The following is a 22,043-nucleotide window of genomic DNA, read 5'->3' on the forward strand; positions in this document are numbered from 1 at the left end:
AAACAACGACAAATAATTTACATTCGAAGAGCCGTTCTGCACACAATCGACGGTTCAACACACAAAAAAAGCCCTTCCTGGATAATTCCAAGAAGAGGCTTTATACTTTCGGGAACTATTGTTCCGATTATTCTTCAGTTTCCGTCGGACCGACTTCCTGCTTTTCAGCATCATCCTTTACAACGGAATCGTCATCGACTTCAACGCCCTTGACCTTGTCGAAGGTTTCCTTGGCGTCAGCGCTATCCTGTTCGATATCTTCGACGCTCGGGAGTGCTGTTGCATCCTTCACGACGTCACCATCGCGCAGCGTGATTGCCTTGACGCCCTGGGCATTACGGCCCGTGAGGCGGATATCGGCAGCCTTGATGCGGATGACCTGACCATCCTTACTCGTGATGATCAAATCGTAATCGTCAGCGACGCTTTCCACGAACACGGCGGCACCAATCTTGTCGGTGACGTTCAAGTTGCGGACACCCTTGCTACCACGGCGGGTCACACGGTAAGAACCTGGTTCAGAACGTTTGCCATAACCCTTTTCGGTGATGGTCAAAATCTTGTTGCCAGCCTTGAGCCACAAAAGCGAAATGACTTCGTCGCCTTCAGCGAGCGTAATGCCCTTCACACCATGCGTGCCACGGCCCATAGCGCGGAAGCAGCTAATCGGGAACGTGACCGCCTGGCCGTTCTTGGTCGCAATCATCAAGAGATCCTTCGGAATCGGGCGGTTAGCGAAGTCTTCGGCATCGCCAGATTCTTCTTCAGAAGCATCGGTTGGTGAGCCTGTCGAACCATCGGCAGCCTGAGCTTCTGCGGCGTTTTCAACGGCTTCTGCAGAATCGTCATCAGAGGCGTTCTTGCTCGCTTCGAATTCTTCGGCAGACATGCCCACGAGCTGCACCTTCACGAGTTCATCGTCTTCGTCGAGGCTAATGGCATTGACGCCAGCCTTACGCGGACGGCTAAAGAGCGTGAGGTCCATCTTGTTGATGATGCCCTTCTTCGTTGCAAACACGAGGCAGAAGTAGCCACCGAACTTGCGCACCGGCACAATCGCCTGCACCTTTTCGCCTTCCGTGAGCGCCACAAAGTTCACAATCGGGCGGCCCTTGCCATTGCGGGCGCCTTCCGGCAAGCGGTAGACCTTCGTCCAGTAAACGCGGCCCTTGTTCGTAAACACGAGCAAGTAGCTGTGCGTGCTAGCCGTGAAGATCTGTTCCACGTTGTCTTCGTCCTTGAGGCCTGCACCGATAATACCTTTACCACCGCGGTTCTGGGCCTTGAACGTATCAATCGGCAAGCGACGGATGTAGCCTTCCTTGCTGAGCGTGATGACCTGTTCTTCTTCGGCAATGAGGTCTTCGTCATCGCTATCGTCAATAGCTTCGCCAATCGTTGTGCGGCGTTCATCGCCATACTTGGCCACAACGGCATCGAGCTTTTCGAGCATGATGGCAATGCGGCGTTCGCGCTTTGCCAAGATGTCCTTCAAGTCAGCGACCGTTGCAATGAGTTCGTTGTATTCGGCTTCCAACTTTTCGATGTTCAAGCCGACCAACTGAGCAAGGCGCATGTCAACGATGGCCTGGGACTGAATTTCGTCGAGCGAGAAGCGATCCTGCAAGCTCTGCTTTGCAATTTCAGTCGTCTTGCTCTGGCGAATAATTCTCACCACTTCATCGATGTTCTGCGTTGCAATACGCAAGCCTTCAATGATGTGGAGGCGAGCTTCAGCCTTCTTCAAATCAAACTGCGTGGCACGCGTAATCACATCGAGGCGGTGGTCAATGTAAACCTGCAAAAGATCCTTGAGCGTAAGGAGCTTCGGGAGGTTATTGACGAGCGCCAAGTTGTAAATGCTAAACGTCGTCTGCAACTGAGTGTACTTGAACAAGTTATTCAAGACAACTTCGCCAACTGCATCACGGCGGAGTTCAATCACAATGCGGATGTCGCGGCTCGATTCATCGCGGATGTCCGTAATGCCGTCAACACGCTTGTCGCGAACAAGGTCTGCAATCTTCTTGCAGAGTTCCGCCTTGTTCACCATGTACGGGATTTCCGTCACGATAATGCGCGGCTTACCCTTAGAATCCGTTTCAATTTCGGTACGGGCGCGAACGCGAACGCGACCATGCCCTGTGAGGTAAGCTTCGCGAATGCCAGAACGTCCACAGACAATAGCACCGGTCGGGAAGTCCGGACCCTTCACGTAGTCCATCAATTCTTCACCGGTAATATCAGGATTTTCGGCCATGGCATGAATGGCGGCACCAACTTCGCGCAAGTTGTGCGGAGCCATGTTCGTAGCCATACCCACAGCAATACCCGACGTTCCGTTCACAATCATGTTCGGAAGTGCAGACGGAAGCACCAACGGTTCTTCGAGAGATTCGTCGTAGTTCGGGCCCATGTCGACCGTATCTTTTTCAAGATCTTCGAGCATGAGGGCGCCAAGGTTATTCATCTTAGCTTCGGTGTAACGCATGGCAGCCGGGCTGTCACCGTCAATAGAACCGAAGTTACCCTGACCAAACACCAACGGATAACGCAGAGAAAAGTCCTGCGCCATACGGGCTAAAGTTTCATAAACAGCAGAATCACCATGCGGGTGGTACTTACCGATAACATCACCCACGATACGGGCGGACTTGACCGTTCCCTTGTTCGGAACCACGCCCAACTTGTGCATACTGTACATCACACGGCGGTGCACCGGCTTAAAGCCATCGCGAGCATCCGGCAATGCACGAGCGACAATAACGCTCATCGAGTAGCGAAGATAGCAGTCCTGCATGTCTTGTTCGACAAGACTCTTAAACTGCGATCCAGGTACCATTTCTTCTGACATTAGTTAACCTCAAATTAGTAGGAAGTAGACAGTAGGAAGTAGGAAGTTTTTCCTAAATCATTCCGCCCCCTTCCAACATTTCATTTATTACTTTCAAACTTTCTTCATCGGTCTGGTCTATGCGGTGCGGAGTAATCGTCGCATAGCCCTTATCTAGCAAGTTATCGTCCGAACCCTCGGGAGCCATCGACCACAGCTTTTCGCCATCCAAGAACCACAAGCCATCCTTGTGATCGTAGTGGTCGGTAAACATTCCACGGTCCATCGTGCAAGCCTTAAAGCCAAGAAATTCGTCATCCTTGACTTTCGGGAAATTCACATTCCAGAAGACGCCCCTGGAAATTTTCTTGAACAACTTTTCGGAAACAATCTTACGTGCAAAATCAATCGCCACCTGCAACAGGTTGCCTTTCAATCCACGGAGCGAAAGCGCAACCGCAGGCACCCCCCAAAGGGCCGCTTCGCGGGCGCCGGCAACCGTCCCCGAATATAGCGACGACACACCAGAATTTTCGCCCACATTGACTCCCGAAAAACAGACATCAAAGCCTTCGGGAACAATCGTGTTATCATCAAGTCCGTAATTGGCAAAATGCCCTATGGCAAACTTCACACAGTCTGCCGGAGTACCCGAAACCGAGTAAACCTCGTACGGCAACTTCGCCTTCCCCGGAACAGCTTCGACATGCTGAATGCGCAACCCGCGACGAATCGTAAAGGCGTGACCGACACCACTCTGTTCATCTTCAGGAGCAAAAACATAAACATCGGAAATATCACTCAGGGCAAGAGCGAGAGCGTGCAGATTAACACCACCAACGCCATCGTCGTTCGTTATGAGGACCCTTATTTTCCGTATTTTATCCATTTATATGGAAATCTAGAAAAAAGGGCGGTAAAACGGAGTCAACCCCTCAAAAATACACGTAAAAAAGCCAATTTTTAGCCGTTTAAAGGGTAATTTTCTATCATTGAAAACATGTACACCGAACCAAAATTTTTAGCCATGAAAGAGCCCTCCAAGTTCAAGAGGCTGGCCGAACTTTTACGAGTAATTATCTTGCAATTAGGCGATGACGTACCACGCGCCCGCCGTGAGTTCGAGACCTACACCGAATGGCTCCACCTGCCCGAATCCGAAAGATTGACAGGCAAGAACCAAGCACAAATGATTGACCTCTACAAGACTTTCCGCACTCGCGCAGGGCTTGGTTTTGAACGAGACGTTTATCTGGAACAGGAACCAGGCGACCGCGAAGTGGCTAACGAAAAACCGATTCCATTCGCGGTTCTCGTTCACAACTTGCGTAGCGCATTCAACGTCGGTTCCATCATCCGCAGCACAGACTGCTTTGGTCTCGAAGGAGTTCACTTAAGCGGCTACAGCTGCAATCCCGATCATGTAACCGTAAAAAGCGCCGCGCGCGGCTGCCAAGAATGGATACCCATCAAACGCTGGGAAAGCCCATTCGACTGCATCAAATGGCACAAAGAAAACGGCTACGAAATCATAGCTCTTGAAACCGGCGAAGATATTCCAAGTATAAATAACGTAACATGGCCCGCAAAAGGCCTTATCGTTCTCGGCAACGAAGAACTCGGCATCGCTCCCGAAATCATGGCCGAAGCAACCATGAAAGTCACCATCCCGATGGCTGGCCGCAAGGCAAGCATGAACGTTGCCGGCGCATTCGCGATCATGGCATTTTGTTTGCGCAGCAACGCGAAGTAAAAAGCACCTTTCGCTAAAAGCAAAAGCCGCAGCATCAAGCCGCGGCATTTTTTCTTGTCATGCCCGACTTGAACGGGCATCTCCTTTTCTAAAACTATTTACTCGGCGCAAGCGCCTTCACAGCTTCGGTCAAGCGGTCAATAGCCTTGATGAGTTCATCCATCTTGGCATCGCTAACACCACCGGCAATCGCGGCAGCAGTTGCATTCGCGGCAGTTTCAACAGCTTTTGCAGCAGTCGTCGAAGCGGCAGCAGCGGGAACCTTACCAAACCAAATATCCGGCCAGCGGTCATTGCCACTGTTGTATGTAATGCGAGTTGCCGTTTCAACCGGTTCACCAATTTTCCAAATGTAAAGTTCATAGTCAAACAAGTCATGGTCATGGCCCTTGTCCGTAGCGCCCCAGACAAGCCACTTGCCATCTGGCGAGAGGCGCGGGAAGTATTCATGGCTGCGACGGCCCGGCAAGTCCATCAGCTTTACGTTCTTCGGAATACCGAAGAAGCCGACCTTTTCCACCTGTTTGCCGTCCTTGGCCGTGAACCACAAAATTTCACTCGGAGCAGCCGTTCCGCCATTACCCGTGGGGTTCACGCGGTAAAGCTTGGAGCCATCAAAATTCCAGTCAATTTGGCAACCATCACCAGACTTCGTCCAAGATTTCTTGGCCAAGTCCCACACGCCCGTTTCGCGCATAGAACCACGGAGCGTAATAGCAAGATGCTTGCCATCCGGGCTCATGTTCGGTTCCTGCAAAATCACGCCAGCCTTGAACGCCTTTTCGCCATCGAGCACCAGCGTCTCTTTTTTGCTCGCGAGATCCATCGTGAACACCTTGCCGGCACGGCTAAACACAATAGACTTGCCATCCGGGCGCCACGTGCCCCACGTTGCATTTTCAACGAGCTTCGTCTCGTTGCTGCCATCGATACCGACAGTCCACAAGTCCCACTTTTCTGGGTAGTTCGCATCATTTTCAGGAACCCAGCCGCCCTTGCTGCGGTTAAAAAGCACCTTCGATCCATCTGGTGCTACACGCGGGAACCAGTCCACGTTGTTGCTCTTGGTGAGCGCACGCGCATTCGTTCCATCCGCATTCATAATCCAAATATCATGGAGAGAATTTGCACGGCTTGTAGACCAAACAATAGCTCCTTCCAGCTTTCCCTTCAAGGCATCGAGAGCCTTCTGTTCTTCGGGAGTCGGATCAACAGAAGCACCCACTGGAGCGCCCTGTGCAGCAAAAGCAGAAACGGCTAAAAAGCCAATCGCAGAAATAAAAGCAAACTTTTTCATTTTCATATCAAAAAGATAGTAACACGCAAAAAAAAGTTTGAAAGAGCCGCCAACAACACGGCTTTTTTCCGCGAAAACACGAAATAACAATTCTGTCATGTTTCTGTACGAAGAACATAAGAAGATGGAGAACACATCGGGAACATTTAATGTTTTTAACATATTTTTTCGCAACCGCTTATGAAAATGTCAATATATTTTTACAACTGTGACGAGTGGAATGAAAATGAGATACCAGTTTTTTAAAATCTTTTTACTAACCGGAATTATAATTGCAGCCTGGAACTGCTCCGAAAGCGCAGCGGTACAGGAAAGTGCATCCGGAACATCGAAAGCTGGTTTGGATATTCAAATTCCCCAAAATATCGTTGTCCGCGAGCCCAGTTATTTCTACCAAATTAATACAAATGTTTACATTATCGCACCGTCAACAATGACCGTAAGCGATGGTTCTGGGAGCATCATCGGGACATTCAACACTTCCACCGGCGCCATCATGTCACTTTCTGGCGACATCATCGCTATCAACTTGGATTTGAGCAAGCTCCCTGTAGTCGCACCGACTAAACCTTCGAAGAACTTGATAGCAGTCGATTTGGACATTTAGCAATTTTTATATTGCAGTCCATATGAGTGACGCCTTCGAAAAACGCATCAAGAAACATATCATCGGAAAAACGCACCGTTTTTTAGCGGTCGTCCCGCTCGGTTTCGAACAAACGCTTATCAATGAACTTAAGTTCATTGGCATTGAGACGAGTGATGCTTTAAACCCGCCACATGTCACCGGCGACGGGAAAGTAGAATTTACCGCAAAGATTACCGAAGCCTGGAAAGCAGTCGCATTCAGCCGCCTCGCAAACCGCGTGCTCATGCACATCACCGACTTCAAAGCCGAAAACTTCCGCGAACTCGAAAAAAAAGCAAGCGAAATCCCGTGGGAACTTTTCTTAGACGACAACCATTTAAGGCGAGAGTCGCGCCCAACGGAGTTGGGCATGACCGAGCCGAATGGTTGGGAATTGAGCGAAGCGAAAGTCCAAAGACGAGAGACGAAAGACGAAAGATATTTATCTAGTAACTCCATAAACATTCACGTTACTTGTAAGCATTCGCGCTTGTACCACAGCGACGCCATTGCCGAAAGATTGTATAAAATAATTGAAGGGGTAAGAGTCCCCCTCGCTCCTGCCGACACGGCATCCGCTACCCCCTCTGCGGGGACGCCCCACAACGCCCCGCCGCAAAACGAGAATCGCGGCACACCTCAAAATCTCTACGTCAACTTCCTAGACGACCGTTGCACCATTTGGCTCGACCTCGCAGGCGAAGAACTCTACAAGCGCGGCCACGAACGATACGTCAACGACGCCCCGCTCAAAGAAACCATCGCCGCCGCGATGCTTTTCGAAGCAATCAAAGCAGCTTCCCTAACCACCAACCACCTTCTAGTAACTAATAACTCAGAACTAGTAACTACATCCTACTGTCTACCGCCTACTTCCTACTGCCTACTCGACTTAATGTCTGGCAGCGGCACATTCAGCCTCGAAGCCGCATACATTGCAAACAAGCATATTCCAGGCAAATGCCGCGACTTCGCGCTAAAGCACCAACCCGCCTTTAAAGAAGCAACTTGGAATTTCATTATCAAGTCAGAAGTCGGAAGTCGGAAGTCGGAAGGCAATGCATTCGCGACAATCGCAAAAATCGTCACAAGTGATATTTCTGAACGCGCTATCGCAATCATCAAGCACAACGTAGAATGCAGTCCGCTCGCAAGCACCTCTCCGAACGGCGACAAGCCCACCATCAACCCGCAGCTCAAAGATTTTTTCAGCTACACCGCAAAAGAAATCGCAGACACTAGCAAAGAAGCCTCGCCCATTATCGTACTGAATCCGCCATACGGAAAGCGCCTTGACTTTGACGCACCAAAGCTTTATATAAAAATAGGCCGCAAGCTAACAGAACTAGCCCACGACCTAAAACAGTTCAACAAGACTCTTACCGTCGCAATCCTTGCGCCCAAAGACGACAGCCGAGAAGGTTCCAAATACACCTGCACATCGAACTTGTTACGCGAATGCGCAGCACTTTCACCGGAACACAACTCCGCCGCAAAAATAATCGCCACAAGCCACGGCGGCTTCAGCCTAAATGTATTTATTGCCCAATTAAACTATTAATAGTCTTTATCGATTTCCACGCCTATATTATCAGGAGAGCCACATAAGAACATGTGGCAATCATATTCTTCCACGCTCATTCGAGGCGGCTGATATTTCTTTTTGCCCTTGTTCAAAGTTTCTGCAATAAATTTATTTTGTTCATTTTTTTCAAGCATTCAAAGCCCCTTATTTAATAATTACATGTTTACCATTATGATAATAATTTCCTCGTGCAGTCGGCTTCGCTTTCAAGCGACGGCCCTTCACATCGAACCAGCCGTTCAAACGAATTTCTCCCGTCACTGTATCAAACGTTCCTGAATCCACGACATTATCATTTTCATCGACGATTTCAACATGGATTTCTCTGGAAATTCCCGAGCCGAAACCGCCCAAAGACCCGTTCTGCGCTTTTTTCAAGGCTCTGTTATTATTTATCAAATACCCACGTAACGGATGTATATAAGCCTCAACACCAGCCTTCACAAATTCGCCAACACGCTTATTATTGCGTTCTTCACCGGCAAAACCATAAACATAACCCAAATCAGCAGGTGTATTGCCGAAAACTTTATAACGATACACGCCCCTGTATTCCCAATTATTATAGGTTGTCAAAGGTTCAGGAGTCTGAGGTTCAACCTCGGTATTTAACGTTACAGGGCCGATAAAATTCAAGTCCGTTTCTGCAGGCATTACAAAATAAGGGATATTCGCTTGGACTTTGGGCGTATAGATTCGTTGAATTTTAACAGTCCATTTTTTATCGAACTCACCAATGGTGAAGAATCTATATATCTTGCCACCCTTAAACTTAGACGTATCTATCGCGAACGGCAACATGATTGTCGACATGATTCCGACTTTAAACTTTCTCTCGAGTACAACAGAATCAACATCAATATCGTTAGGAATCTTTAATTCTTCCGATCCCGTATATTCACCATTAATAACAGCAATTTTCTTACCTGTTGAGCCAGGATACTTATAGATTGCAACAGGGCCATAATAAGTGACATTAATCTGCCCCGCAACCCAATGCGGATACAATGTAATATTCTGATTGTCAGTATAAGTGGCCCCTAAGCCATAAACCTTATCGCCACCATCTTGAGTGGCCCATCCATCTTGAGAATAGCCGTCACGAGTGAAGCCACCAGCTTTTGCTAACATCAGTCCTTCATCATAATATTTCTTTTGGCTACTAACAGAACCCGTAGCATTCGAACCCGCAGCATACGTAATCGTAAAAGAAACTTTATCCCATGCTGGATACAAGACAATAGGTGCATTTGCCGTATAGCTAGCCCCAAAATCATAAACTTTCTTTCCATTATACGAAGTAGCCCAACCCACTTGGTCAAAACCCAAGCGCTGGAAATGCCCCTTAGACGCAAGAGTCAAAGAGGTTCCATATTCCTTAATCTGGTCCGAAACAGAACCATACGACTCATTGTCTGCCAAGTATGTTATTTTATATGTTTTATTAGACCACTTTGCATAAAGCGTCTTATCGCCTGATGATCCCTGAATTATTTGGGTTGCTTTTTGAGTAAATCCAGCATCATAGAACCACCCCTCAAAATCTTTTCCTTCAGCTGCGGTCGGATTGGCAAGCACTATCGTCGATGATTCAATGTTATACGAATCCTGATTATTCCCCTTATCCACAGCGCCATTCAACACATAAGAAATATTAAATTTTTTGAGGTTCCAGTTAGCATATAAAACAAAGCTATGATCGATAGGCGTTTCAAATTTGAATGTATTTGTACACGACTCTTCCGTATACCAATTCACAAACTCATAACCTTCATCAGCAACCGGATTTTCTGGTTTTGCAACCGTGTTGCCAGACTCTAAACGGACATAAGTTACCGTTGTTTGACCATGCTTATTCGCATTGAATGTCACTGTGTAAGTTTCAACATCCGTCCATACAGCATTAAGTTTAAGGCCTTCCTCCGCCACGACTGTGCTTAAATCAACGACTTTAGTACTAGAGACATTTGTATTTGCCCATCCTGTAAAATAGGACCAAGTTTGGCACTCGCCCTCATTTCCCGAAACATACGCACTGCAGTATTTCGTCGGCAAATCACCTAGGCCATCAACAGTAATCACATCACCCTTGGTCACCCGAATAACCTTTTCAATGTGTTCACCCCCAGGGATGGACACATCAAAAATGATTTCATAAACAGGCGCCCAAACCGCAAACAACGTATCTGAAACAGTAACGGTTCCGAGATCGGTGGCCGGAGATTCAGATCCTTTAGTAAAAGCCCATCCTTTAAACGTCGAATCTTTACGGGACGGTTTGCCCACTTCATCGGCAACAATTACCATTCCCGCATGGAGGACTTTATTCTTAAAAGTAGCGCCATCCGCAAAAGTACCCCCGTCGGCATCGAATACAATCTTATAACCATCGGGTCCATAGCCATTGAGCAAAAGCGTTGTTTCGCCCACAGACCACGGCTTCGTTTCATTTTCTTCATCATTTAGTGAGACTACAGTGTTATCTGTATTACTGAAATCAACTCTCTTTGTACCGTCAGTAACATCACACCCTTCATCAACCTTTCCAATTCCATCAATTTTTTCATTCTCGTCATACTCGAAAAAAACATTTTTCGTAACTAAAGTTCCAGGAGTCGGAGACGCAGAAACATATCCTGCAATGGCACCAACAGCACCATCCTTACCCGTTTTCACACCCGGTCCAACATACACACAAGAATATACGTTCACATGAATTTTAATGAGACCAATAATGCCCCCTACATAAGCATTTTTTCCACTCGCTTGGATTTCAACAAAACTCAGACAATTAGAAATCGTACCTTTTTTAGCATTACCTACAATACCACCAACACCTTGACCATTACCAGTAGTCTTTATTGTACCCGTAACCATGCAAGCATCAACAAGATTGTTTTCTGACTCATTCATCCACCCCACAAAGGCGCCCACAGAAATCTGCTGATCTAGTCCAAGAATATCACCCGCATTGGTTGATGCTTGAATATCTACATTTTCAAGAGTCAAATTCTTAACGGTTCCACTACCAAGCACTGCAATAAGACCTAGATTCTGGGCATACTGCTTATCAATTGCAGCCAACTCTGATCCATTGACATAAAGGTTTTTAATGATATGGCCATTACCATCAAAAACCTTGGAATACGATTTATTACCAATACCCGCAGCAATCGGAGTCCAAAGTTTGCCGTTCAAATCAAGGTCGGCAGTGAGTTTCGCATTGCCCTTAGTATAATTTTCGGCATACCAAGCCAGCTTCGACTCGGTATCGATAATGTAGGTATCACCTTCCTTGGTGGGTTCATCCTTGGATATTCCGTCCCATGCCGCAAAAGCTTGCCCCATGCCAAGCACAAGGCAGACTAACGTGAAAAATCTTGTCATAAAGCTATTCCCCTTCATAAAATTCCTTTAGTCTATGAATAATATAACTCATAGCTTCTACCTTTCAAACATAAAAGTAATTATTTGATAACAAAATTTTCACAAAAATCATAATAAAGGCACTTTTTAAGGCCAAAACTCTTCATAACTGTGCGAAAATCCACATTTTTGCTAAATTTTCTGCTAAAATTGGCGATTTTGTCGCCGCATTCAAAAGGATTATACTATGCCGAAACTTCGTTCGCTCAAGACTATGGAAGGCCGTGAAATGGCCGGTGCACGCGCCCTGTGGCACGCAACTGGAACCAAGGTGGAAGACTTTGGGAAGGACTTGGGCCAGGTGGTCGCCCGCGCGATCGAAGCTGCCGGCGGTGTCGCTAAGGAAATGAACACCATCGCCGTCGATGACGGTATCGCCATGGGCCACGACGGCATGCTCTACAGCTTGCCCTCCCGCGACCTCATTGCCGACTCCACCGAATACATGGCAAACGCCCACCGCGCCGACGCCCTCGTTTGCATCTCTAACTGCGACAAGGTGACTCCAGGTATGCTCATGGCAGCCATGCGCCTCAACATTCCGGCAATCTTCGTTTCTGGCGGCCCGATGGAAGCCGGCCACGTCACGACGAAGGACGGCAAGGACCGCGCCCTCGACTTGATCGACGCCATGATCGATTCCGCAGACAACACCATCAGCGACGAAGAAGTGGCCGCCATCGAAGCTAACGCTTGCCCGACTTGCGGTTCCTGCTCCGGCATGTTCACCGCAAACTCCATGAACTCCCTTACCGAAGCCCTCGGCCTCAGCTTGCCTGGCAACGGCACCATCGTTGCAACGCACGCCGAACGTAAGAAGTTGTTCGAAGCTGCCGGTAAGCGCATCGTGGAACTCTGCCACCAGTATTACGATTTGAACGACGAAAGCATCCTCCCGCGCAGCATCGCCACGAAGGAAGCCTTCGAAAACGCCATGCGCCTCGACATCGCCATGGGCGGCTCCTCCAACACCGTGCTCCACTTGCTCGCCGTGGCTCAGGAAGCGGGCGTTGACTTCACCATGAAGGACATCGACCGTCTTTCCCGCAACACGCCGTGCATCTGCAAGGTCGCCCCGACCGTTCACAACATCCATGTGGAAAACGTGAACCGCGCCGGTGGCATCATGGGTATCCTCGGTGAACTCGACCGCATGGGCCTCATCCACAAGAATGCAAAGACCGTTCACGCCGCCACCATGGGCGAAGCTCTCGAAGTGAACGACCTCAAGCGTAACCCGAGCGCCGAAGCTAAGCAGCGCTACCTCGCTGGCCCCGGCCGCAAGTACAACCTGGTCGCCTTCTCGCAGAACTTCATGTACCCGGACCACGACCTCGACCGTGCCACGGGCGCTATCCGCGACGGCGAACACGCCTACACCAAGGACGGCGGCCTCGCTGTTCTGTACGGTAACCTCGCAATCGACGGCTGCATCGTGAAGACCGCCGGCGTGGACGAATCCATCTGGAAGTTCACCGGCCCGGCAATCGTGTTCGAAAGCCAGGAAGAAGCCGTCGAAGGCATCCTCGGCAACAAGGTAAAGGCTGGCGACGTCGTCGTTATCCGCTACGAAGGCCCGAAGGGTGGCCCCGGCATGCAGGAAATGCTCTACCCGACCTCTTACCTCAAGAGCCGTCACCTCGGCAAGTCCTGCGCCCTCCTCACCGACGGACGTTTCTCCGGCGGTACGAGCGGCCTCTCCATCGGCCACGCTTCTCCGGAAGCCGCCAACAAGGGTAACATCGGCCTCGTGCACACGGGCGACGTTATCGAAATTGACATACCGAACCGCAGCATCAACGTGCAGCTCACCGACGACGAACTCGCCGAACGCCGCAAGGAAATGGAAGCCCGCGGTAATAAAGCATGGCAGCCAGAGAACCGCGACCGTAAGGTGTCCAAGGCCCTGCAGGCATACGCTGCCATGGCATCGTCCGCAGACAAGGGCGCTGTAAGAGACCTGTCTCTCATCGGAGTGAAGTAATCCTGTGAGCCGTAGGCGGACTCGTATTAACGAGTCGTCGAAGGCGAGAGGCGGCGAGGAATCGCAGTGTAAATTGCAATCGAGCCGCCGGTCGTCACAGGTGTGAAGTAAGTAAAGGAGATCCCGGCTCAAGACCGGGGTGACAAATCCGAAAAGCCAAAATGATATGCAAAAAAGCGGTACCTCACAGGCACCGCTTTTTTCATCCATACAAATTTGCAATCAGATTTTAGACAACCGTCAAAATATCTGAAAATCCCGTCACCTCAAAAATTTCTTTGATTTCATCACACACATTCTTGATAACCATCTTACCCTGCTTGTTCATTATCTTCTGTGCAGAAAGCAACACGCGCAATCCCGCCGAAGAAATATAAGTCAGCTTGGCAAAATTGAATTCCAAGTCCGTAACGCCATCCAGCTTACCTTGAATCTCAGATTCAAGCAAAGGCGCAGTCATCGTGTCCAAACGTCCTTCCAAAGCAAATGACACATTGGACGCATCCACATTTTTTTCGATTTTCATTCTAGCCTCGATTTTAGATTTTAATTCTTTTATAAATTAAGTCAATTTTTTTACAACCGTTAAGACATTTTTATGTCCATCTCGTTTGTATTCAACTCCGTCCATAATCTTTTTCACAAGGAAAATTCCAAGTCCACCAATTTCACGATCTTCCGCCGAAAGCGATACATCTGGATCAGCTTTTGACAACGGGTCATACTCCACACCTTCATCAATAAAAGTAAGCTTAGCGGTCAACACATCTTCGTTCACATGCAAAATAAGTTTCATATTTGATGATCCCGAATAGCGAACAACATTGCTAAACAATTCGTCAATCGCAACGCCAATCTGCGTAACAGCCTTCATTGAAGGATGATACGGTTCAAGAGCGCTTTCAACGAACTCCGTAAGAGCCCTGACATTTTCAAATTTCGAATCTACTATGATTTCTTTATCGCAATTCTGCATAATACCAGCCGAAAGTTTCGTAAATCATACAATAATTATACATTTATATAGCGAAAAGCGTCGTTTTTTTTAACAAGAATCCCTAAAAATCATCTCCTTACAAACAATTCTATATTTGAGCAGTATGATCAACACAACCCTCTGCTACATCGAACAAGACAACAAATATTTACTGCTCCATCGCGTCAAGAAAAAAAATGACATCAACAAAGACAAGTGGATTGGCATTGGTGGCAAGTTCGAAGAATGGGAATCCCCCGAAGACTGCATCCACCGCGAAGCGCTTGAAGAAACGGGACTTACGCTAATCCACCCGAAATACCGCGGCATCGTCACCTTCATCAGCGATGGCATGGACCAAACCGAATTCATGCACTTGTTTACCGCAACGGAATTTTCCGGCACAATCAAGGACTGTGACGAGGGCGAACTGGAATGGGTGGACAAGCAAAAAGTGAAAGAACTCCCCCACTGGGATGGCGATTTGATTTTCCTCGCGCTGCTCGAACGCGGTGAACCATTCTTCTCGCTAAAGCTGACCTACAAAGGGAGTACGCTTACCGAAGCATTGCTGAACGAAAAGCGTGTCACGCTCCAAGATTTTCTGTAAAAAGAGTTTTTTTTCGCTTTTTTTGATAAAAATTAAAATAGGGGCTTAACAAAACGCTTTAAATTAAGCATATTTGAAATACTCCAAACCAACCCCTGACTCGGCAAGATGCGTTCTCGGACGATATTGCCGAGTCGCTTTTTTTATTACCACTTGGCGAGGGCGTTCGAAACAATCAGGTCTTGGAGCTTTTCGACGGCGCGCGTCTGGCCATGGCGGTCTTCGGTTTCATTAGCTTGGACGTCATAAACTCCATCTGCCGAAAGAGACTTGCTTTCGTAGATGATTCTTTCTTTTACGTTATCATAAAACTTGACTTCGACGCGAATCGTCACGCGGTATGTTTCCACATCGCTATTGCTATTGTAGTTTTCAGGCTTGTTCGAATAGCTTAACAAAGTAATTTCAAAATCGGCATTGGCATCGTCGTTCACCAATCGAACGCCACCAGCATTGCGTTTGAACATATCGACAACGGCAGTATGGATGTTATTTGCAAGCACCGGGTCAAGGGTCTTGTCTTCGACCTCATGGATGTTGACCGTTTTTATGTGACTCGGAAGCGTACTTGCGGTAAAGCTGTAGCAGCCAAAGAACGCACTAGCAGCCAAGGCAAGCATCATCATACAAAGCAAACGAGGAACAATCTTACAACAACGCATACTCTTAATTTAGTAAAAGGCGAGAGCAGCGGCAGAGCGTTTTACGCTCTGACATTGCCGAGCCGCAATACATGCGCCCAAAACGGGCGCTCATTTAGTAAAAGGCGAGAGCAATCAAAAAAAATCCTATAAAAAAGCACCCCGAAGCACGAGCCTCGGGGCGCCATAAACTTAATGAACTAAGCCCTATTTTTTAGCCTTTGTTCTGCGATAGCCGCGTCTAATCGTTTCCGTAGTACGCTGGAACGGCATCGTCATAATCGTCGGGCTGCTACCATTACTTCTATAGCAGTATTCGTAAGCATCCTTCACAACCGTCATCTGGTAGATATACGGACCCGTTGCAAGCAAGCGTCCCTTGTCAGTCACCGGATACATCTTGATTGTGGCAAGCATAGCACCCGTAGCACCATATATCGGCGTGTCACCGCAACTAGACTCTTTAGTACCCTGCGGCTGCTGAACAGCAGAAGATGGCAAACCATTCAAAGCTTTTTGGAAATCTTCCTTAGTCACACGCTTATTGTACTGGTTCACAAAGTGGCCCAAGTGGTCAAACACGCGGATATTCACATGGAACGGCTGAGTCGTCGGGAAAGACCAGCTCGTGCAAGTTTCATTGCTCTTCTTGCCCGGAATGTTTGCAGAACCATCATTATAGCAGAGAGTTTTGTTTTCGCCCTGACCAGCACCATACACAACAGAGGTTCCTGGAGCGTAAGCCGTAGCACCTTGAGCACCAGAAGCCATAAGCTGATCGGCATTATCCTTAGCCCACTTGAGCGGGTCGGTACCAATAACAGCCGGAATCGGCGTCAAAACGAGGTCAGCAGTCATGTCCGTCGGGAGAGCACCGCTACCAGCCAAATCAGTAAGTGTTTGAGCTTCGTTTGTAAAGTCCGGACGGTCGTAAGCAGGATCATCAGGAATAACAGGCGTCTGAGCCACAGCGGTATAAGTAATCTTACCCCACTTTTCACGTTCATCAAAACCAGCAACATGGTTACCAGAAATAGAAGCAACAAAGAAGCCACCTAAGCTGACGTCAAACTTTTTGGACCAAGCCATCAACTGAGCCCATTCGAAAGCCGTATAGTTGCCGCCGTTGCCGTCATCATCAAGACCCGTGCTCCAAGGCACGTTAAAGGCTATACGGTCATCGCCCAAAAGGCCTCCGTCACCGACAATATTGCCATCAAGGTCCTTCAAGACACCTTCAAACTGATACATCTGACCGGCATCTTCCTTGTCAATCGGCCCTGTCATAGATGTTACATAGTAACCATATACCATCGTTACAATTGAATCTTGACCCGTAATCGTCTTAAGAGGCATTCCATTAGCGCCCAACACAGTCTTATTGCGCAAGACTACAATCGACGGCACATTCGGGTTATTCATTGCAATAAAGCTAGAATCAGCAAGAGCAACGTTCATGTACATGCTGTTTTGAGCTTTACCGTTTTCGTCCACCTTTACAACAACATCGTTAACCGTCGGCTGTCCAAAACGAGATGGAGCAAGTTCGGCAAGAGACGTACGGATGTAAATGTTAGAACCATCGGACTGACGGTCAGCATAGAAGAAGTGCAAGTGATGCCAAGTATCATCAGCCCAACCAGTAGCATCAGAAGAACCGTTGCAGTTCGTATAACCAGCAAGAGGTTCACCCGCATGGCACCCATGATTGAACTTAGCCAAAGTCTGAATATTGACCTTACCCGGAGCAGACAAGTGAGTACCACCCAAATCCACAACAAGCACACCATCGACGAAAATCCACATATCATCGTCACCGGCGAATTCGAACACTTCCGGTTCCGGCAGTCCCAAACTGTTCACCTGGTTTGCGGCCTTGTACTTGAAGCTGGCATAACCCATCATGGTAAAGGCATAGTTGCGGAGATGCTTCATGCCAATATTATCGCCTAGAGTATACAACTTAATAGCAGCCTGCCAAGCGGCGCTATGACCAGAACCAAACGAATTAACGGCACGTGGGCCACCCTGATTCAACCATTCCTTACAAAGCTCAGCAGTCGACTGTCCCAAGAAGTCTTTCTGGCTGGAAGCATATTGATAATTATAGGGAGGGCAGAAAATCGAAAGCGTCTGCGGTTCAAACTGATCGCATTTCGTTGTATCCGGTTGAACTTTCAATTTACAGGGCTTATTCATCACCCACTCTCTCGTATCCGGATTGATACTATCGAGCGGAGAGTAACCACCATTATTGTAGTTATAATCGTAAATGTAATATTTGGAATTCGGATCTTTCGGAATAACCATCGTTGTGTTGATGCGCCTATTTCGCCCAGGCACATCAGTATACCATTCATTAAAGAACTGGTTATCACAGCGTTCACTAAGTTTTTCAATCACAACGCCATCGTACATATTAAACTTTTCACCAACCATCTTGGTAAACTTCAAATATGGAATCACCATGCCGGGCGTGTAAATAACCTCATTACTCCATACTGTTCTTCCACCAGGACACTTGTAGCCGCTCACGTCATCTCTAGCGTTTGCGTATCCACGCATTGTCACTTCTTTACCAGAAACAGGATCTCTACCTTTATCAGAACATTCACCGTATTTCAAAGTTTCGTTAGTAGAAGTTTGCTGCAAATATCCTGGCAAATAGGAATTGGCCAACTTCGGAAGGCCGTCAGTACCAATCTGAACACCTGCGCCAAACTTACTGAAAGAGTTTTCATTGCCGCAAGTAGTATGATATGGATAACTAGCATACCAATCATTGCCGTACCCATAAAAATTCATTAAAGCGCCGCCGCTAGGAGACACGTAGTTATAAATTTCGTCTAAATGTTGGACTGATTCTTCAGAAAAGTTTTCGAAATCGGGATGATTCGGTTCGAAATCGCGAATGATAATATCCAACGTACGGATATCCTTGGCGACTTGAGCAAAGCCAGCAACGGAGCAGCCAAATAGAGCACCGAGAGTAATCCATCTATAAAATTTCATAATAGTCCAATCTCCACCTAATAATAGGTTACAACAATTCCACCTAAATATAAACCAATTAGAGTAAAATGAGGTCTGATGATATTGCAAAATATATGTAAAAACATGGAATCATTTGATAAACATCCTCTTTATAGTATTATATAGGCAAAATCAACTATGTTTAGCCGGCTTTTTAAATGGAATAGCTATTTTTTCCGCCCATGAATTGGTCTATTGTATTTTTTGCAGCCATGATGCTATTGCTCCTGCGCATTTTGCGCTTGAGAATCCGAGCCAATACCACCCGTTCGGAATCATTCAAAAGACTCCCACCCAAAGATCAGCTTACAGTGCTCAAGGAATGTCTTCTGAACAATCCATCCGAAGCTAATTTGAGGAATCTTGCCGAATTCGCCGAACGATCATCGTTAGAAATCGATGTCGAGAGCTATCGTCCGTACCTCAAGTCGCAGTTGGAAATTTTTGGCCGCAAAGACGCGATTGCTGAAGATAACGAACTTTACACCGCTGAAACCGCATGGATGGACAAAATTACGCCTTTCGAATTTAAAGAAGCCGAGGCTTTTAAAAGCGAAGGCGAAACGCAAAAATACATCGAGCGCACACTCGAAGGGATTGCCCGCCTGTATTCCGACGACGCCATTTTAGAAGCGCTAGCCAAGCTCGCTCCAGATTACCCGCACGCAAACGAACTTGCCGAAAGCTACAAACAGCTAATGCAAACCCGCGACGAAAGCTTGGCCGACGACAAATCGCTCGAAAAACTCCGCAAGCTCAAAGAAGCCTGGGAAGACGATTTGCTGAACGTGAGGTTATGAGGTATGGGCTTGGCGCTGCGCGCCTTTGAGGTACGAGCCAGTGGGGTAATGTTTTTTTTGCCATCCTGGAGGCGACAGCCGATAGGATCCATGCAGGGATAATTCGGAATTAGGAGTTCGGAATTAGGAATTGGTTTTAGTCATTCTCCGAAGGAGAATCCATACATTGTGCGCATGAGGCTGATTGCGTCATGAACGTAGCGAAGCGAAGTCGAAGAATCTAGTTACTTCTCCAGAAAATCCAGCGCCTCGCCCGCCAGTTCCACGCAACGGTTGCACGGGATAATTTTGTTCGGGCGAATTTCGCCGCACTTGGTGCAACCCTGCGCCCCACGCTTGAAAAAGTCTTCGATGGCATCGGCATGGTCGGGCTGCATCATCTTGGCCGCATAAAGCGCCCCACACAAGCCATCAGGAGCCTTGCCACCGCCAAAAGCACGGAACATTTCGGCAGCCTTCACCGCTTCTTCTTCGGATTTACCCGTTGCGCGAGCGTAGCCATAAGCCACAGCCATGGCGCAGTTACCGCGCTTATCCGCGTGGAATTTCTTCGAAAATTCGGCAATCGACATAAAAGCTCCTTTGCTAAATACTACGTAAATTTACATTCCTGGCTGGCGCTGAAAATCTAGATTTCAAATTTTCGGCAATATTTACGTAAAAAACGGATAATTTTTTGAGTTTCTTACGTAAATTTTAGTACAAATTAAACAAAATTTTTAAAAAATCTGGTTTCAGCCCCAAAAACAGCTCAAATCGCAAGCCCCAAAGCCTATTTTCACTCAAAAAAATACTCCAAAAGGCAAAAAAATTTACAAAAGAACCATTTTCACCAGCTTTCATTACATACAACATTAAAATTTTACGTAAAAACCGCACCGACATTGAAAATTTTGACGTAAAATTCGCCATTTTTATTGTCATTCCCGCCTCCGAGCGGGAACCGCCTTTTTAAATGATTTTTATATTCATACCATGCCTAACGAAAACAACGACATCAAGAATCTCGATCTCGACGCACTCATCGGCAACATGAGTTCCATCAACAGCGAAGACTACTGGTTCACCAAAGTCAGTAAAATCGAGGAACACGACGAAACCGCCAAGCCAAAGCAAGGCGAACAAGGCTAAAACGAGAAAGCCAAAACGGCGCCATAACGCCCATCCAGAGGATTCAGCAAGGGAGAAATTTGCACTTGCAAATTGACGGATTCAGCGTCGTTCAATTTTCGTCGCTCTAAAAGCTCCTCTTTTTTTCGATTGTAATTATTGAAATCCCGCTGACGCCTGATTTTTGCGATACTGAAACCGCCATAAGTAATCCAAGAAGGCAAGAATAAAATCGCAGCGGTAATCGCAATAGCATCCAAAACAACATTCCCCCCTCGGCATCCTTCAGGTCCATAACATTCTGAAGCACCTCTAGCGGCAAACACCAAAATCGGGGTGGCAATAGACAAACCAACACTCGTCCAATAAAACACATCGGACATAGACTCGTTAGCACGAAACCTTTGGTAATTATAATTGGCTAAACTGTCATAATACGCAACAGAATCAACTGGCATAACCGGAATCGGTTCATTAGCCAAGCACGGCGCGATAATCAACACAATACACAACAAAATAATTTTCATACGAAGTAATATAAAAAACTCCGCAAAAGCGAGAGTCTTCGAAAGGGGATCCCCGCCTTCTCCTCATAGAGGATAACTCTACTATAGCAACAAGTTGCTAAGTATCGTATAGCGGGGAAGACAATACAAAAAAGACCCTGCAAAAACTTGCAGGGTTTTAAAGTCAGGAATTTTTTGCGCAAGCGCAAAATTCTAGGCTCGGAAATGCGAACGCAAGCGTTCGCGCTTCACTCGCCTTACGAATTTTTGAATTACTTGTCAGTGAGCACTGCAACACCCGGGAGGACTTTACCTTCCAAGAGTTCCAGAGAAGCGCCACCACCCGTAGAGGTGTGGGTCACCTTCTTGTCAGCGCCGTACTTCTTGGCAGCCGTAGCGGTATCGCCACCACCGATCACGGTGATTGCGCCAGCAGCGGTAGCTTCGACGGTGGCCTTTTCGAAGGCTTCGAATTCGAACACGCCTGCAGGACCGTTCCAGACGATGGTCTTAGCGGACTTGATAGCGTTCACGAAGAGCTTGGTGGATTCAGCGCCCACATCGAGGCCCATCCAGCCAGCCGGAATGCCTTCGGCGTCAGAAACAGCCTTGGTAGCAGCGTCGGCAGCGAACTTGTCAGCAGCGATGTAGTCAACCGGGAGGATGATTTCCTTGCCAGCAGCCTTAGCCTTGGCCATCAGATCCGGAACGAGCTTGGCGCCTTCTTCGTCAAACAAAGAAGAACCGATTTCGATGTTGTTGAGAACCTTCTTGAAGGTGAAAGCCATGCCACCGCCGATGATGATCTTGTCGGCCTTGTCGAGGAGGTTGTTGATGAGCTGGATCTTGTCAGCGACCTTG

Annotated in this window: 20 protein-coding genes; 7 read left to right on the forward strand and 13 right to left on the reverse strand. The window is 47.6% G+C overall.

Annotation, left to right across the window (positions count from 1 at the left end; genetic code table 11):
• Positions 1–127 precede the first annotated feature (127 nt).
• Both gyrA and surE read right to left on the reverse strand, forming a co-directional pair.
• Positions 128–2,854: a DNA gyrase subunit A gene (gene gyrA, locus HUF13_RS06755; RefSeq protein WP_173474408.1), complete on the reverse strand. Its 2,727-nt coding sequence runs from the start codon at positions 2,852–2,854 to the stop codon at positions 128–130.
• A gap of 52 nt (positions 2,855–2,906) precedes the next feature.
• The gene (gene surE, locus HUF13_RS06760) at positions 2,907–3,722 is read right to left on the reverse strand and encodes a 5'/3'-nucleotidase SurE (RefSeq protein ID WP_173474409.1); all 816 of its coding nucleotides are present in this window, start codon (positions 3,720–3,722) and stop codon (positions 2,907–2,909) included.
• A gap of 138 nt (positions 3,723–3,860) precedes the next feature.
• On the opposite strand from surE, the gene HUF13_RS06765 reads away from it, so the two are divergent.
• Positions 3,861–4,586, forward strand: a complete 726-nt coding sequence (locus tag HUF13_RS06765; protein ID WP_304038903.1) for a TrmH family RNA methyltransferase — start codon at positions 3,861–3,863, stop codon at positions 4,584–4,586.
• Positions 4,587–4,680: 94 nt separating this feature from the next.
• On the opposite strand, the gene HUF13_RS06770 is transcribed toward HUF13_RS06765, so the two are convergent.
• Entirely contained in the window at positions 4,681–5,883 is a 1,203-nt protein-coding gene (locus HUF13_RS06770; RefSeq protein ID WP_304038905.1) for a hypothetical protein, read from the reverse strand.
• Between the two features lie 226 nt (positions 5,884–6,109).
• On the opposite strand from HUF13_RS06770, the gene HUF13_RS06775 reads away from it, so the two are divergent.
• Positions 6,110–6,490, forward strand: coding sequence for a hypothetical protein (locus HUF13_RS06775; protein ID WP_173474412.1), 381 nt, complete (start codon positions 6,110–6,112; stop codon positions 6,488–6,490).
• A 22-nt stretch (positions 6,491–6,512) separates the two neighbouring features.
• Positions 6,513–8,072 (forward strand): class I SAM-dependent RNA methyltransferase, encoded by a 1,560-nt coding sequence (locus tag HUF13_RS06780; RefSeq protein WP_173474413.1) that lies wholly within the window; start codon positions 6,513–6,515, stop codon positions 8,070–8,072.
• Here the strand turns inward: HUF13_RS06780 and HUF13_RS06785 are convergent.
• Both HUF13_RS06785 and HUF13_RS06790 read right to left on the reverse strand, forming a co-directional pair.
• A complete protein-coding gene (locus tag HUF13_RS06785) occupies positions 8,069–8,230 on the reverse strand; it encodes a hypothetical protein (RefSeq protein WP_173474414.1) in 162 nt (53 codons plus the stop codon). The two genes, HUF13_RS06780 and HUF13_RS06785, sit on opposite strands and share 4 nt — an antisense overlap.
• A 10-nt stretch (positions 8,231–8,240) precedes the next feature.
• Positions 8,241–11,501, reverse strand: a complete 3,261-nt coding sequence (locus HUF13_RS06790) for an InlB B-repeat-containing protein (protein WP_173474415.1) — start codon at positions 11,499–11,501, stop codon at positions 8,241–8,243.
• Positions 11,502–11,709: 208 nt separating this feature from the next.
• Between HUF13_RS06790 and ilvD the strand changes: the two genes are divergently transcribed.
• The gene (ilvD, locus tag HUF13_RS06795; RefSeq protein ID WP_173474416.1) at positions 11,710–13,506 is read left to right on the forward strand and encodes a dihydroxy-acid dehydratase; all 1,797 of its coding nucleotides are present in this window, start codon (positions 11,710–11,712) and stop codon (positions 13,504–13,506) included.
• A 229-nt stretch (positions 13,507–13,735) separates the two neighbouring features.
• Here ilvD and HUF13_RS06800 read toward each other — a convergent pair whose 3' ends face one another.
• Both HUF13_RS06800 and HUF13_RS06805 read right to left on the reverse strand, forming a co-directional pair.
• A complete protein-coding gene (locus HUF13_RS06800) occupies positions 13,736–14,032 on the reverse strand; it encodes an STAS domain-containing protein (RefSeq protein ID WP_173474417.1) in 297 nt (98 codons plus the stop codon).
• 36 nt (positions 14,033–14,068) lie between these two features.
• Complete coding sequence (locus HUF13_RS06805; RefSeq protein ID WP_173474418.1) at positions 14,069–14,482, reverse strand: ATP-binding protein; 414 nt, start codon at positions 14,480–14,482, stop codon at positions 14,069–14,071.
• 124 nt (positions 14,483–14,606) lie between these two features.
• Here HUF13_RS06805 and HUF13_RS06810 point away from each other — a divergent pair, with 124 nt between their 5' ends.
• Complete coding sequence (locus HUF13_RS06810) at positions 14,607–15,092, forward strand: 8-oxo-dGTP diphosphatase (protein WP_173474419.1); 486 nt, start codon at positions 14,607–14,609, stop codon at positions 15,090–15,092.
• Positions 15,093–15,238: 146 nt separating this feature from the next.
• Here the strand turns inward: HUF13_RS06810 and HUF13_RS06815 are convergent, their stop codons facing one another.
• Positions 15,239–15,754 (reverse strand): LptE family protein, encoded by a 516-nt coding sequence (locus tag HUF13_RS06815; protein ID WP_173474420.1) that lies wholly within the window; start codon positions 15,752–15,754, stop codon positions 15,239–15,241.
• A gap of 186 nt (positions 15,755–15,940) precedes the next feature.
• Positions 15,941–18,745, reverse strand: coding sequence for a fibro-slime domain-containing protein (locus tag HUF13_RS06820; protein ID WP_173474421.1), 2,805 nt, complete (start codon positions 18,743–18,745; stop codon positions 15,941–15,943).
• A 203-nt stretch (positions 18,746–18,948) separates the two neighbouring features.
• Between HUF13_RS06820 and HUF13_RS06825 the strand changes: the two genes are divergently transcribed.
• Positions 18,949–19,566 (forward strand): hypothetical protein, encoded by a 618-nt coding sequence (locus HUF13_RS06825; RefSeq protein ID WP_173474422.1) that lies wholly within the window; start codon positions 18,949–18,951, stop codon positions 19,564–19,566.
• A 224-nt stretch (positions 19,567–19,790) separates the two neighbouring features.
• On the opposite strand, the gene HUF13_RS06830 is transcribed toward HUF13_RS06825, so the two are convergent.
• Positions 19,791–20,138 (reverse strand): hypothetical protein, encoded by a 348-nt coding sequence (locus HUF13_RS06830; protein WP_173474423.1) that lies wholly within the window; start codon positions 20,136–20,138, stop codon positions 19,791–19,793.
• Positions 20,139–20,262: 124 nt separating this feature from the next.
• Positions 20,263–20,409, reverse strand: coding sequence for a hypothetical protein (locus HUF13_RS06835; RefSeq protein WP_173474424.1), 147 nt, complete (start codon positions 20,407–20,409; stop codon positions 20,263–20,265).
• Between the two features lie 132 nt (positions 20,410–20,541).
• On the opposite strand from HUF13_RS06835, the gene HUF13_RS06840 reads away from it, so the two are divergent.
• Positions 20,542–20,697 carry a hypothetical protein gene (locus tag HUF13_RS06840; protein WP_173474425.1) on the forward strand — a complete coding sequence of 52 codons (156 nt, stop codon included), beginning with the start codon at positions 20,542–20,544 and terminating at the stop codon, positions 20,695–20,697.
• Here HUF13_RS06840 and HUF13_RS06845 read toward each other — a convergent pair.
• The gene (locus tag HUF13_RS06845) at positions 20,694–21,203 is read right to left on the reverse strand and encodes a hypothetical protein (protein WP_173474426.1); all 510 of its coding nucleotides are present in this window, start codon (positions 21,201–21,203) and stop codon (positions 20,694–20,696) included. The genes HUF13_RS06840 and HUF13_RS06845 overlap by 4 nt on opposite strands.
• Before the next feature lie 251 nt (positions 21,204–21,454).
• Positions 21,455–22,043 (reverse strand): phosphoglycerate kinase (gene pgk / locus HUF13_RS06850; protein ID WP_173474427.1); only part of this gene is annotated, 589 nt, incomplete at its 5' end.

The organism is Fibrobacter succinogenes, assembly GCF_902779965.1.
Lineage (GTDB): Bacteria > Fibrobacterota > Fibrobacteria > Fibrobacterales > Fibrobacteraceae > Fibrobacter > Fibrobacter succinogenes_F.